This is a genomic window from Flintibacter sp. HCN-6482, assembly GCF_037892565.1.
Classification (GTDB): domain Bacteria; phylum Bacillota; class Clostridia; order Oscillospirales; family Oscillospiraceae; genus Lawsonibacter; species Lawsonibacter aceti.
The window spans coordinates 839,287-851,558 of the sequence record NZ_JBBKBK010000002.1 but is presented as its reverse complement, the minus strand read 5'-3'; the positions used below and the strand labels follow the sequence as shown (position 1 = coordinate 851,558).

Below are 12,272 nucleotides of genomic sequence, written 5' to 3'. Positions count from 1 at the left end.
ATAAATATCAAATTTTGACGGAAATCTTGCGCATTTTTCGTTAAAAATTGCGAAAAATGTGATTATTCGACAAGAAAATAGCAAGATATGAGAATCCAAAAATCAGCTAGATATGGCAAAATATCTGTATCAGTTGGAGGTGCCGGCTTGGGCTTTTTCCGCCGTTTCTCGACTTTGGTGCTGATCCTGCTGCTCATCCTTCCGCTGGCGCCGGTCCAGGCGGGGGCGGAGGATGCGTCCCAGGTCAATACTACCACAGTTCTGTTTACCCACGATCTCCACTCCCATTTTCTGCCCCAGGCGGATGGAACGGGAGGGGAATCGGGGGGCTATGCCCGGCTGAAGACTGCCCTGGACCGGGAGCGGGAGAACTATCCTAATGCTCTGGTACTGGACGGAGGGGATTTCTCCATCGGGTCCCTGATCCAGACGATGTACACCACTCAGGGAGCGGAATTACGGACCATGGGTGCCCTGGGTTATGATGCCGCTACCGCCGGCAACCACGAGTTTGACCACGAGGGGATGGGCTTTGCTCAGATGCTTAACGCGGTGGTCCTCAGTGGGGAACCCTCGCCGGCGCTGCTCATGTCAAATTACAAGCCGTCTCCTGAAAATCCGGATCAGCTCAATATCCAGCGCGCCATGGCGGCATACGGAGTTCAGGATTATATGCTGCTGGAGCGGGGTGGCGTGACCTATGGTATTTTCGGATTGATGGGAGAAAATTCCGCCGCATGTGCCCCCGCCTCTGGCTTTGTTCTGGGCGATGTGGAGGAAAATGCCCGGCGGTGCGTGGATGCCTTGAAGAGCCAGGGGGCGGAGTTCATTATTTGCCTGTCCCACAGTGGGACCAACGAAAAAAAGAAGCTGTCTGAGGATGAGCGGCTGGCCGAAGAGGTGGAGGGTATTGACCTTATCATCTCCGGCCATACCCATACCACTTTGAAAGAGCCGCTGGTGGTTGGGGACACCTATATCGTATCCTCCGGTCCTTATTGTGAGAATTTGGGCTCCATCACTCTGAATTGGTCAGCACAAGGGAAGGAACTGGCCGATTACCGGCTGATCCCCATCGACGAGACGATGCCAGAGGACGGGGAGATATCGGCTCTAGTGGAGGAGTGGAAGGGGCTGGTGGAGGGCGGCTATCTGTCCCGGTATGGTTTGTCTTATGACCAGGTGCTTACCACTCTAGACTTTGACCTCACGGCCCCAGAGCCCGGCATACAAACTGGAAACGCCCTAGGTGAGTTGGTAGCGGATTCCTTCCTGTGGGCGGTGGAGAATTTAGAGGCCGACGCACCGGATGGGCCTGTAGTGACTGTTACGGCCGACGGGGTCCTCCGTGCCCCACTGTACGCCGGAGAGGTCACCACCTCTATGGCTTTTGATGTGCTGTCCATGGGTGTGGGAGCGGACGGGACCTCAGGTTATCCCCTGGTGTCCTGTTATCTTACCGGAAAAGAGCTGAAAGCGGTCACGGAGGTGGACGCTTCCGTCACCCCCATCATGCCGGTTGCCCAGCTCTATATGGCTGGAATGGAATATTCCTTCAACACACACCGGATGTTCTTCAACCGGGTGACTGAGGCGCGCATATACCAGGATAAAAGCCGGACTGAGAAAGCACCGGTCCTGGGAGGCGGGACTTCGGCGGAAGACGTGGGCTTCTCCGTGACACGGCAGGAGCGTGAATACACAGAGATAGACGACGACCAACTCTACCGGGTAGTCACCGGGATGTACTCGGCCCAGATGCTGGGTACCATCCAGGAACGATCTTTTGGGTTGCTATCGATTGAGCCCAAGGACGAGAACGGCCAGCCTGTCACCGACTTCACCCAGCGTATCATTTACGACCAGTATGGGAATGAGGTAAAGGAGTGGTACGCTCTGGCGGCCTATCTACAGTCCTTCGCAGAGGATGGATTGCCTGAACGCTATTCAGGCCCGGATGGGCGGAAGGATGTCAGCCAAAGCTGGAATCCGGTCGAGCTGCTGAAACGTCCTAACTGGATCACACTGGTGGCGCTGCTGGTGCTGATCCTGGTCGCTGCCCTGGTGGTCGTTTTGGTCCGCTGGGCAGCGCGGCGCCAGAGAAACCGACGCTATGGTGGGCGTGGGCACCGTTGGAGAAGAATGATGTGATCCCCGCGGCAGGGGCCGCGTAAAATAAGGAGTTTGGGCGCCGGGGGGATCCCGGTAAACAATTCAACAAGGAGGATCCGCAGTGAAGAAGTATGAGATCGCAAAGAAAAAGACGCTGACACCAGAGATCGGCCAAATCTCGGTGTACGCGCCGCTGGTAGCCGCAAAAGCAAAGGCTGGTCAGTTCATTATCCTGCGCGTGGATGAGGAGGGGGAGCGTATTCCTCTGACCATCTCCAGTGCGGTGGATGGGCTCATCACCGTCATTTACCAGAAGATCGGCGGCACGACTTTGGCTTTGGACGAGCTGAACGAGGGCGACTGCCTCCACGACTTTGTGGGCCCTCTGGGACAGCCTACTGAGGTAGAGGACCTGGGCCGTGTAGCCGTTCTGGGCGGCGGACTGGGCTGTGCCATCGCACTGCCTGTGGCCCGAGCGCTCCATGAGGCCGGGAACCAGGTGGACCTGATCGGCGGCTTTAAGACTAAGGATATCGTCATTCTAGAGGAGGAGATGAGCCAGGCCTGTACTGACCTGCACATCTGCACCGACGACGGCACCTACGGCTACCACGGTTTCGTCACCGGAAAGCTGGAGGAGCTCATCAACAGCGGGGTCAAATTTGACCATGTATTCGCCATTGGCCCCCTGATGATGATGAAATTTGCCTGCAAGCTGACAGAAAAGTACGGCATCCCTACTACCGTCAGCATGAACCCCATCATGATCGATGGTACCGGGATGTGCGGCGGCTGCCGGCTCACTGTGGGCGGCGAAGTGAAATTCGCCTGTGTGGATGGCCCCGACTTTGATGGCCATAAGGTTGATTTTGATGAGGTTATCGCCCGCAACGCCACTTATAAGGAACATGAGGCCAAGGCGAAGGAGAAGCATCTCTGCCGCCTGGGAGGAGGTGCCATGAATGGCTAATATGCAGATGAACAAGACTCCGATGCCGGAGCAGGAACCCAATGTCCGCAACGCCAATTTCCAGGAGGTGGCTCTGGGCTACACCATGGAGCAGGCTCAGAACGAGGCACAGCGGTGCCTGAACTGTAAGAATAAGCCCTGTGTCAGTGGCTGCCCGGTGGGCATTCCCATTCCTGACTTTATCGCTAAGGTGGCCGAGGGGGACTTGGCAGCCGCCTATCAGCTTCTGTCCGACGCCAATGCCCTGCCTGCCATCTCCGGCCGGGTGTGCCCCCAGGAGACCCAGTGCGAAGGCAAGTGTATCCGTGGCATCAAGGGTGAGCCCGTGTCTATCGGCCGCATCGAGCGGTTTGTGGCCGACTGGGCTGCCGCCAATGGCATCGCCAATGTGGCCACCGCACCCAAGAATGGACACAAGGTGGCGGTCATTGGTTCCGGCCCTGCCGGCCTGACCTGTGCTGGTGAGCTGGCCCGCATGGGCTATGACGTGTCCGTGTTCGAGGCCTTCCACACCCCTGGAGGTGTTCTCAGCTACGGCATCCCCGAGTTCCGTCTGCCCAAGGCCATCGTGAAGCGTGAGGTGGAGAACCTCCAGAAGATGGGGGTAGACATCGAGCTAAATATGGTGATCGGCAAGGTATTGACCATTACGGAACTGTTCGACATGGGCTATGAGGCTGTTTTTATCGGCTCCGGCGCCGGATTGCCTATGTTTATGAAGATCCCTGGAGAGTCCCTGGTGGGTGTGTACTCCGCCAATGAGTACCTGACCCGTATCAACCTGATGAAGGCATATAAGCCCGATGCCGAGACACCCATCCTCCACAGCAAGAAGGTGGCTGTGGTGGGCGGCGGCAACGTGGCCATGGACGCCGCCCGGTGCGCCAAGCGCCTGGGAGCCGATGTCCATATCGTATACCGTCGCTCTGAGGCGGAGCTCCCAGCCCGTGCCGAAGAGGTCCACCACGCTAAGGAGGAGGGCATCGTATTTGACCTGCTCACCAACCCTGTGTCCATTGAGGGAGATGAGAAGGGCCATGTCCAGTCCATCACCTGTGTCAAGATGGAGCTGGGCGAGCCTGATGCCTCCGGCCGCCGCCGCCCTGTGGTCATCGAAGGCAGCGAGTTTAAGATGGAAGTGGACGCGGTCATTATGGCCCTGGGTACCCAGGCCAACCAGATGAGCTATGGGGATACTCCCGGTCTGGAAAAAACCAGAAAGGGCTGTGTGGCGGCGGACGAGAACGGCTGTACCTCCTGCACCGGCATCTTTGCCGGCGGTGACGCCGCTACTGGCGCCGCAACGGTCATCCTTGCGATGGGGGCGGGCAAGAGTGCCGCCAAGTCCATCGACCAGTACATCAAGAGCAAGGGCTGATCGGGCCCAGCAGACAGAAAAAAGGACCCGGCGCTGTCATTCGACAGCGCCGGGTCCTTTTCTTGTTTGGAACAGACGGGAGAGAAAGGGCGCTTACAACTTAAAATCCTCATCCGTGAGTACCGAGGTGGCCAGTTTGGTGGGGCGGGGAGGAACCCGACGAAGGGGGTCATACTGAAATGAACGGCAGTGTGAGCTGGGGGACATAATGCCCCGCTTGGGACAGGCCACCTGGTCCTCGTTCAGCGTGCGGCCGTGGGCGCAGTAGGCGCATCTGGGCTCGATTTTCTTTTGAAACAAATTCATGGCGGGCCGCTCCTTTTTTCATCTTGCCCATATTATAATACAGATCTTCCCCTTTTTCCACTGCTTTTTTTTAGCACATACAGAGCCAGGGCAAAAAAGACCAGCCACATCCCCCAGGCCCAGGCGGCCGAAATGGTGAGAGCCCGGTGGAAGTCCAGGGTAGCAATGGCCTCGGTCTGTTCCACCAGGTAGGAGGCAACGGATATTTCCTGGGGAAAGAACCAGAGCAGCCCGCCTATGAGGGCGGCGGACAGAGCGCCGTGGAGCAGCTTCCCGGCCACATAGGTGCGCAGGGACAGGCCGCTGTCCCCCAGAAAGGCCATGACCTGGCAGTGGACAGACACTCCTGCCCAGCCCAGCATGAAGGCGGCCATGGATAGCCGGCCGGTCAGGGCCCCCTCTGTGAGGGAGGACACACCGGAGGACATCTCCAGCAGTCCAGTGAGCAGCTTCTGGGCCCACTGTTGGGACAGGCCAAAGGGGGAGAGAAGGGTGGACAGAAGAGCGGATGAGGTAGACATAAGACCGGAAAAGGTGAAGATACGAATGGCAACCGTAAAGAAAAGGATGAAAGCGCAGATGTTGAGGGTGGACTGAAGCGCCCCGGTGACAGAACGGGTAAAGGCGGCGGGAAAACTGGTGGCCTGAAATTGTGGCCCAGCCTGCCTCCAACGGCGGGGGCCCTCCTCCGGCCGGTAGAACCGGAAGAGTAACCCAATGAGGAGGGAGGCGGCCAGATGCGCGAAATAGAGCATGAGTCCCGCTCGGCCGCTGCCAAAGATCCCAGTGCCCACCACTCCCAGAATAAAGGCCGGACCGCAGTTGTTGCAGAAGGCCAGCATTCGTTCCGCCTCCGTTTTGGAGCACTGGCCATTCTCATACAGGCTGATGGCTGTTCTGGCCCCCACAGGGTAGCCGCCCACAAACCCCAGGGCTAGGGCGGTAGCGCAACTGCCATTGACCCGAAACAGAGGTGCCATGACCGGCTCCAGAAGCCTGCCAAGATAGCGGGACATTCCAAGTTCTACTACTAAGGAGGACAAAACGAAGAATGGAAACAAGGAGGGGACGATGACATTGGCGCACAGCTTCAGTCCATCCTTCATGGCCCCCATGGACTGCTGTGGCCATACCACAAGGGCGGCGGCGGAAAGGAGCAGCCCCAGACCGAGCAGAATGTCCCTGTACCTTTGCTTGCCCAAAATCCGACCCAAAACTATCACCTCCCGGAACAAAGCATATGGCTGAAAGGGGAGAAGGATGCCTGTCCTGAAAAAAATGTTTCAAATCGAGGGGTGGAGATGAAACCAAACCAGACCCTGCGGTGTTATGATAGTTGAAGCGCGTTTCAACAGAAAGGAGGGGGGAAATATTCTGGAGGAAGAGATCGTGCTCAGACTGAACCGGGGAGACCCAGCCGCGCTGGAGGCCCTGATAGACTGCTATGCTCCCTATGTCTGTGGGGTGGCGGCCCGTATTCTGCCCGGCCGCCCAGAGGAATGGGAGGAACTGGCGGGCGACGTGTTTCTGGCCGCCTGGGACAACCGGAAAAAGCTCCGGCCAGGGCAGGTGAAGGGGTGGCTGTCCACAGTAGCACGAAACCGGGCGTTCAACCGCCGGCGAGGTCATCGAGAGGACCTGCCCCTAGAGGAGGATATCCTACTACTGCAGTCGGACCTCCCCCAGAGTGAAGCGGAGTACAGGGAGCTGCGGTCAACACTATCCCTGGCTCTTGGCAGCTTGGACCAGCAGGACCGGGAACTATTTGTGCGTCACTACTACTATGGCCAGACGGTGGCAAGAGCGGCGGAAGAGATGGAACTCAACTTGTCTACCGCCAAGACGAGGCTGCGTCGGGGCAGAGAGAGGTTGAAGAGATTTTTACAGGAGGTTGGTTATGAACCAATGGAAAATTGAGATTTCTGAGCTTATGGAGCAATACACGGATACGGAGTTTATACCGGAGGAGGAACACGAAGTGGATGTGGATCTGATTAAGAAAAGAGTGATAACTGCTGTACAGGGAAAACGCCATACAGCGCGGCGGACCGGGTTGGTTGCCGCGGCACTTGCGGCCTGTTTGGCGCTGGTAGGCTGGGCCTACGGAGAGCAGATCTATACCCTGATGTCCGGCGGCCAGTTAAGTATTGGAGAAAACTATGCGAGTATCTCGCTATCCACAGGGTATGACGAGGCGGGTACCCCTCTTGTGGTGTCTTGGGAGGCTGGCAGGCTGTGGTTTGTAGCTGATGGCCAGCATATAGACATTACAGACCGGATCAACGAGAGCACTCCATATATTTATAGCTCAGAGGACGACGAGGGAAACCGTACTGTCGTCGTAGTGGGAGGTGAGCCTGAGCGTTGCGGCTGGATGGAACGGTGGGAGGCCGCCGATGGCATGAGTGCTGCTGAGGTGTATGACAGCATGACTGGCAGTGGTGAGAAAGAACCGGCTTGGCTGGTCAACGCCAGAGCTCAACTGGGTATTACCGAGTAAAGAAACGGGCAGAACAGCGTATGAGCTGGCCGCCTTGCTTTTTCTTCCAGGCCCTGATAGAATAAAAATAGGCCCTTCACCACAGGTGCTGGGCCTATTCTGATTCTATGCCAGTGCAAGTGAAAAGGGAGGGAACTCAATGGAGCGATACCGGGTGGTGGACACGCCTTTGGGTCCAATTACATACCTTCTGGTGAAGAAGCGGGTAAAAAACTTGAATCTTCACATTCGGCGAGATGGCACGGTAGTTTTATCCATCCCCACACACTGTCCTCTGGAGCAGGCTGACCACCTGATTGCTCAAAAGGGCGGCTGGATTATGGATGTGCGAGCTCGTATGGCGGATCGAACGGTTCCTTTGCTCCCTGGCCCTGATAGAGAAGAGTGCCTCCGTTTGCTGGAAGATGCTGTTGGCCGGGTTTATCCTCTGGTAGAGGGACTTGGAGTGGCACGCCCTCTGTTGAAGCTGCGGAAGATGAGAAGCCAGTGGGGCAACTGCCACTGGAGCCAGGGGTATATCACCCTGAATGTGGCTCTGGCCCGGTGCCCAGAAGGGCTGCGGGACTATGTGGCGCTTCATGAGCTGGTCCACTTTCTTCACCACGATCACGGCCCCGGCTTTTATGCCCGGATGGATACACTCATGCCGGACTGGCGGCGGCGGCGGCAGGAACTGAAAAAATACAGCGGTGCACTTGAAACCGCGGGATGAGGGTCCGGCACGGTACTGTGCCGGACATTTAAACTTTAAAATTTATCGAAAAACGATAAAAATATATTGACAATCGGTTTTCACCGTGCTAGGCTAGGGTAGCAAAGGGGGAATCTTCCATGGAAAAGACAGGGGTACAGAAGCTGGCAGGCGTTCTGAAAATGCTGGTCGTTGGCATGATGGTGCTGAATGTAATTGCGCTGTTGTTCGTCCCTTGGCTGGTGACTTCAGCGGACGGGCTGCGTCTGTTTCTAGAAGAGCGGGTGCTCCACCTGCTTCGGATTCAGCCGTATGGTGAGGACGACATAGTGATTCCCATAATTTTTGTGGCTCTGGCCAGCTGGGGAGAGGTCTGGCAGGATACGGTCTGTGCCCTGTACACCCTTTTTTTGCTGATTTGCGGTGTGTGCTGCTTTGTGATTCTCAAGCAAGCCAAAGGGATACTCAATACCATTCTGGAGGGAATGCCGTTCCAGATGGCCAACGCCCGCAGTATGAGGAGGGCGGCGGTCTGCTGCTGGATTATCACCGGGATGGCGGCGGTGCGGCTGATCGGGGAGCTGATATGGTTGAAAAACACGGCTCCTATTTATACCTATAACACCCTGTTCATCCCCGTATTCCTGATGGGCGGGCTGCTGTTCCTGGTTATGTCCGCCCTGTTTCGCCAGGCGGCGGAGCTGAAGGAGGACCAGGACCTGACAATTTGAGGGGGCGGGTCTGTGAAGATTGTAGTCAATTTAGATGTGATGATGGCCAGAAGAAAGATGTCCCTGGGAGAGCTGGCCCAGCGGGTGGATATCACGATGGCGAACTTGTCCATTTTAAAGAACAACAAGGCAAGGGCCATCCGTTTTTCTACCCTAGAGGCCATCTGTGCTGCCCTAGACTGCCAGCCGGGGGACATTCTGGAGTTTGTCCCTGACGAGGAGGAGAAGCCATGAGTTGGATCAAAAGGCACAAAAAGCTGGCGCTATTTCTGGCGCTGGCCCTGATATTTCTGGGTTGGCAGTGGCAGAGGAGTCAATTTACTCCAGAGCGATGGGCAGCCCGGCCCGGTGAGCGCCACCACATTGTAGACGACCTGCTGACTCAGTACGGCGGCTTGAAGGGGATGTCCCAGGAAGAGGTGGAGGCCCTGCTAGGATCGGTCACCGATGGGGGCCGGCGGGAGGAGAGGTTGACGCCCGATGGTCGAGAAGTGCGAGAGCTTTTTGTCTATCCCATCGGGAGCTACGGGTTGGGATGGGGCTACCTGTTCCTCTATCTGGAGGACGGGGCCGTAACGGAGAGCAGGATCTATGTGGACTGAGGCCTGAAAAAGCACGGCTGGATCTATGGGGAAAGGAGGGCTTCAAGACCGGATGGAAGGAAAATTTGGAGGCAATATGAAACGGCTTTTAATCATTTTACCGCTGGCGGTGCTGCTGTGCGGCGTTCTTCTGGGGGAGCTGGGGCTGGGCGGCTCCGGAATGGAGAGACATCTGGAAAAACAACTGGGGATCGACCTGCCTGCAGGAGCGGCAATTACCTATGAAGACAGCCACGGAGGATTCCACGGCGATGGGGTGCTCACAGTTGTGGTGGAGTGTTCAGATCCAGATAAGGCGGAGGGGCTGATTGACGATATCTCCCAGCGCTGGAGGGAGAGCCCCATAGAGCCGGAGCTGTGGGAGCAGTTCCGGGCGGCATGGCGGCAAAACGGCGAACAGATACCCCCTCTGCCGGAGGAGCCACGGGGCTTCTGGTTTTACCGGGACAGGTTTCAGGAGCAATATGGAAAAAAGTGTGAGTTTAACCCGGTGCTGCAAAACTGCACCTTTGCTCTGATGGATACGGAACAGGGAAGGCTGTATGTACTGGAAACAGACTTCTAGGATTTTGGAGGAAAAAGCGTTGAAGACAAGGGAAGGGCGCTGGAAACAGATGGTTGCGATTGGGGTTGCTTTGGCGCTTTTGGCGGCCTTTTTCTGGTGGCAGAACAACGGCCTGACGGTGAGCCGGTACGAGTTTACGTCCACGAAGGTCCCGCGGGAGTTGGACGGATATACCATCGTCCAGCTCTCCGATCTGCACAACCACCGCTTTGGGGATGGCCAGCGCCGGCTGCTGAAGTTAGTGGAGGAGCTGGAGCCGGACCTGGTTCTGATGACAGGAGATCTGGTGGATCGGAACCGAACGGACCTGATCCCAGCTCTGGAGCTGGCAAAGGGGACGTCAGAGCTGGCGCCTACCTACTATATCACCGGTAACCACGAGTGGTCGATTGCAGACAGAGAGCGGACGGAGCTGCTGGAGGGGATGACCGAGGCCGGAGTCGTGGTGCTGGAGGACGGATGCGCCGTTCTTCCGGTGGGGGAGAGCTGCCTGGTGCTGGCTGGGCTGTCAGACGAAAGCCTGCGGGATGGAACGGTAGATTGGCTGATGGAGGATGTTCCGGATGGATTATCCATCCTGCTGGCCCACGAGCCCCAATTTATTTCCGACTACGCCAGGGCCGGAGTGGACCTTGTATTTTCCGGCCACGCCCACGGCGGCCAGATACGGCTGCCTTTTGTGGGCGGCCTCTACGCGCCGGGGCAGGGATTCCTGCCCAAACTGACCAAAGGGCTCTATGAAGTGGAGGACACCACTTTGGTGGTGTCCCGGGGACTGGGCAACAGCACCTTTCCATTCAGGTTCTTAAACAGGCCGGAGGTGGTGGTGTTGACCCTGAGGACAGAGGACTGAACAGAGGAGAAAAGAAATGAGAAAACAGATAATGACCGCACTCCTGACTCTATCCCTTGTGGGGACTCTCTCCAGCTGCTCCCTGGTCGGCTTCTGGCTGTCCGGCTGCGGCGGAGAGAAGGCCGACCTTGTAGTGGTAAATGAAAGCTCCGCAGTGATCGATGGGATCTCTGTGACGGAAGGCAGCCAGACACAGTCGGTTTCCAGTGAGGATGGGAGCGGGCTGCTAGAGTGTGGAGAGAGTTACGGCCTGGAGCTGGCTGGGACGGGGGAATGCGTTGTTGTTCTCTTTGACTGCTGGCAGCGGGAGTTGGCCCGCAGCTATTTGGAGTTTCAGGGGGAGCGGCTTTTCCTTACCCTGAAGGACTGGGGGACCATGACCTGTACCACGGAGAATACTATGAAGTGAATGAATAGGGAAAGGATGGAGAAGAGATGAAAGAGAATATCGGCCGTGTGCTGCTTGGACTGTTGTTGACTTTCTGTCTGGTGACCGTTGTGGGGATCCCCCTCTATATTCACTTTGTCTGGCCTTTTCTGCCGTAAAAGTCTGATAGAGGCGAAGAGATGGACGAGCTGCTTATGATGGGCACTGCCTATATAGCCTTTCCAATAGCTCTGCTGGCAGCGGCAGTCTATGGTGTGAACAGTATCCGCCGCAAGGACCGGCGCTATTGGGTGCTGTCGGGAATTGCTCTGGGGAGCTTCCTTCTCCTGTGGGGCGGAAATAAGCTGTTGGGGTTGGCCTGGAGAAACCGTCCTGCTCTGATCCTCTGTCTGACGGCAATAGTGAGCTTTCTGGCCTGTATTTGGTATGTGGCCGTCAGGGGTTGGAAGCAACGTGTTCCTCAGGCGGTCCTGGTGCTGTGTGCTATGGTCCTGTCCAGTGTCGGCCTGTTCTGGGGCCTGTGGGGGATCTTTGTCACTTATGGCGGAGGGGAGAGAATACTAGCCCATGAGGGCTGCTTGCTGGTAGAGGTTGACCGCTCTTTTCTGGACCCCATGTACGACTACTACGAATACCGCGGGCCGATTTTCCGGGGAAGTCGAGAGATATACAGCACAGTGGGCGGAGATCCGCCCCGGCTGGAGGATGACGGAACAGCCTAAAAGGTGGGTTGATCTATGGAATTGATAGTTACCCTGGCGGCGTGGACGGTTCAAGCGGGAGCTGCTGCCCTGCTGGCTGCCCTCCTGGCCCTGGCCGCCAGTCTGATTCCTTTGGTCAGAAGAGTGAAATGGAGGAAACGCTGGGCCGCCGCCGGTGGTGCGGTCATTTTAATGCTTGCCCTTCTGTGCGGTCACCCCCTCCTGCGGTACCATAAGGGAGTTGAGCCCCTGCCACCCGACCTTCAGGCGGCGGTGATGAGGTACAGCCGGGGACTATATTCTGACAGACTCCCGCTGGTTCCCGTCTGGGTCCAGGTGGAGAGACGGCCACCTGGGTCCATAGCCTCCTGGACCATTCAATATTTCTGCTGGGGTACGGTGTCCATGGAGCTGGAGGAGGGGGGATGGCCCAGCGTCACAAAGCCGTTGGGATAAAGAAAAGGTTTCCCACAAG

16 protein-coding genes are annotated in these 12,272 nt (G+C 57.0%); 14 read left to right on the top strand and 2 right to left on the bottom strand.

What is annotated here, in order from left to right; translation table 11 throughout:
* The first annotated feature begins 147 nt into the window (after window positions 1-147).
* From WKS99_RS09200 to gltA, 3 genes are all read left to right on the top strand, one after another.
* Window positions 148-2,151, top strand: a complete 2,004-nt coding sequence (locus tag WKS99_RS09200) for a bifunctional metallophosphatase/5'-nucleotidase (RefSeq protein WP_340405787.1) — start codon at window positions 148-150, stop codon at window positions 2,149-2,151.
* A gap of 82 nt (window positions 2,152-2,233) precedes the next feature.
* Complete coding sequence (locus tag WKS99_RS09195) at window positions 2,234-3,082, top strand: sulfide/dihydroorotate dehydrogenase-like FAD/NAD-binding protein (RefSeq protein ID WP_147571965.1); 849 nt, start codon at window positions 2,234-2,236, stop codon at window positions 3,080-3,082.
* A complete protein-coding gene (gltA, locus tag WKS99_RS09190) occupies window positions 3,075-4,460 on the top strand; it encodes an NADPH-dependent glutamate synthase (protein WP_186853255.1) in 1,386 nt (461 codons plus the stop codon). The genes WKS99_RS09195 and gltA overlap by 8 nt, the downstream gene beginning before the upstream one ends.
* Before the next feature lie 93 nt (window positions 4,461-4,553).
* Here gltA and WKS99_RS09185 read toward each other — a convergent pair whose 3' ends face one another.
* Together WKS99_RS09185 and WKS99_RS09180 are read right to left on the bottom strand one after the other, a co-directional pair.
* A complete protein-coding gene (locus WKS99_RS09185) occupies window positions 4,554-4,766 on the bottom strand; it encodes a hypothetical protein (protein WP_147571964.1) in 213 nt (70 codons plus the stop codon).
* Between the two features lie 32 nt (window positions 4,767-4,798).
* Complete coding sequence (locus WKS99_RS09180) at window positions 4,799-5,989, bottom strand: nucleoside recognition domain-containing protein (RefSeq protein WP_240287523.1); 1,191 nt, start codon at window positions 5,987-5,989, stop codon at window positions 4,799-4,801.
* 166 nt (window positions 5,990-6,155) lie between these two features.
* On the opposite strand from WKS99_RS09180, the gene WKS99_RS09175 reads away from it, so the two are divergent.
* The 11 genes from WKS99_RS09175 (at window position 6,156) to WKS99_RS09125 (ending at window position 12,253) form a co-directional block, all read left to right on the top strand.
* Window positions 6,156-6,683: an RNA polymerase sigma factor gene (locus WKS99_RS09175; RefSeq protein WP_186853256.1), complete on the top strand. Its 528-nt coding sequence runs from the start codon at window positions 6,156-6,158 to the stop codon at window positions 6,681-6,683.
* Window positions 6,664-7,266 carry a hypothetical protein gene (locus WKS99_RS09170; protein ID WP_186853257.1) on the top strand — a complete coding sequence of 201 codons (603 nt, stop codon included), beginning with the start codon at window positions 6,664-6,666 and terminating at the stop codon, window positions 7,264-7,266. Before WKS99_RS09175 ends, WKS99_RS09170 begins: the two co-directional genes overlap by 20 nt.
* A gap of 139 nt (window positions 7,267-7,405) precedes the next feature.
* Complete coding sequence (locus WKS99_RS09165; protein WP_186853258.1) at window positions 7,406-7,978, top strand: M48 family metallopeptidase; 573 nt, start codon at window positions 7,406-7,408, stop codon at window positions 7,976-7,978.
* 119 nt (window positions 7,979-8,097) lie between these two features.
* The gene (locus WKS99_RS09160) at window positions 8,098-8,688 is read left to right on the top strand and encodes a DUF2975 domain-containing protein (protein WP_340405786.1); all 591 of its coding nucleotides are present in this window, start codon (window positions 8,098-8,100) and stop codon (window positions 8,686-8,688) included.
* 12 nt (window positions 8,689-8,700) lie between these two features.
* On the top strand, window positions 8,701-8,922 hold the full coding sequence (locus tag WKS99_RS09155; protein ID WP_340405785.1) for a helix-turn-helix domain-containing protein: 222 nt from the start codon (window positions 8,701-8,703) through the stop codon (window positions 8,920-8,922).
* On the top strand, window positions 8,919-9,290 hold the full coding sequence (locus WKS99_RS09150) for a hypothetical protein (protein WP_340405784.1): 372 nt from the start codon (window positions 8,919-8,921) through the stop codon (window positions 9,288-9,290). The genes WKS99_RS09155 and WKS99_RS09150 overlap by 4 nt, the downstream gene beginning before the upstream one ends.
* A gap of 76 nt (window positions 9,291-9,366) precedes the next feature.
* Entirely contained in the window at window positions 9,367-9,855 is a 489-nt protein-coding gene (locus tag WKS99_RS09145) for a hypothetical protein (RefSeq protein WP_147571956.1), read from the top strand.
* 19 nt (window positions 9,856-9,874) lie between these two features.
* The gene (locus WKS99_RS09140; RefSeq protein ID WP_340405783.1) at window positions 9,875-10,708 is read left to right on the top strand and encodes a metallophosphoesterase; all 834 of its coding nucleotides are present in this window, start codon (window positions 9,875-9,877) and stop codon (window positions 10,706-10,708) included.
* A 16-nt stretch (window positions 10,709-10,724) separates the two neighbouring features.
* Window positions 10,725-11,117 carry a hypothetical protein gene (locus WKS99_RS09135; RefSeq protein ID WP_340405782.1) on the top strand — a complete coding sequence of 131 codons (393 nt, stop codon included), beginning with the start codon at window positions 10,725-10,727 and terminating at the stop codon, window positions 11,115-11,117.
* A gap of 158 nt (window positions 11,118-11,275) precedes the next feature.
* A complete protein-coding gene (locus tag WKS99_RS09130; protein WP_340405781.1) occupies window positions 11,276-11,818 on the top strand; it encodes a hypothetical protein in 543 nt (180 codons plus the stop codon).
* A 15-nt stretch (window positions 11,819-11,833) separates the two neighbouring features.
* Entirely contained in the window at window positions 11,834-12,253 is a 420-nt protein-coding gene (locus WKS99_RS09125) for a hypothetical protein (protein ID WP_262670398.1), read from the top strand.
* The last annotated feature ends 19 nt before the right edge of the window (window positions 12,254-12,272 follow it).

Bases quoted from the DNA above. Each gene is read 5' to 3' on its own strand.
- gltA (WP_186853255.1), top strand. From the start codon at position 3,075: ATGGCTAATATGCAGATGAACAAGACTCCGATGCCGGAGCAGGAACCC.
- WKS99_RS09185 (WP_147571964.1), bottom strand. From the start codon at position 4,766: ATGAATTTGTTTCAAAAGAAAATCGAGCCCAGATGCGCCTACTGCGCC.
- WKS99_RS09170 (WP_186853257.1), top strand. From the start codon at position 6,664: ATGAACCAATGGAAAATTGAGATTTCTGAGCTTATGGAGCAATACACG.
- WKS99_RS09165 (WP_186853258.1), top strand. From the start codon at position 7,406: ATGGAGCGATACCGGGTGGTGGACACGCCTTTGGGTCCAATTACATAC.
- WKS99_RS09160 (WP_340405786.1), top strand. From the start codon at position 8,098: ATGGAAAAGACAGGGGTACAGAAGCTGGCAGGCGTTCTGAAAATGCTG.
- WKS99_RS09150 (WP_340405784.1), top strand. From the start codon at position 8,919: ATGAGTTGGATCAAAAGGCACAAAAAGCTGGCGCTATTTCTGGCGCTG.
- WKS99_RS09145 (WP_147571956.1), top strand. From the start codon at position 9,367: ATGAAACGGCTTTTAATCATTTTACCGCTGGCGGTGCTGCTGTGCGGC.
- WKS99_RS09135 (WP_340405782.1), top strand. From the start codon at position 10,725: ATGAGAAAACAGATAATGACCGCACTCCTGACTCTATCCCTTGTGGGG.
- WKS99_RS09130 (WP_340405781.1), top strand. From the start codon at position 11,276: ATGGACGAGCTGCTTATGATGGGCACTGCCTATATAGCCTTTCCAATA.
- WKS99_RS09125 (WP_262670398.1), top strand. From the start codon at position 11,834: ATGGAATTGATAGTTACCCTGGCGGCGTGGACGGTTCAAGCGGGAGCT.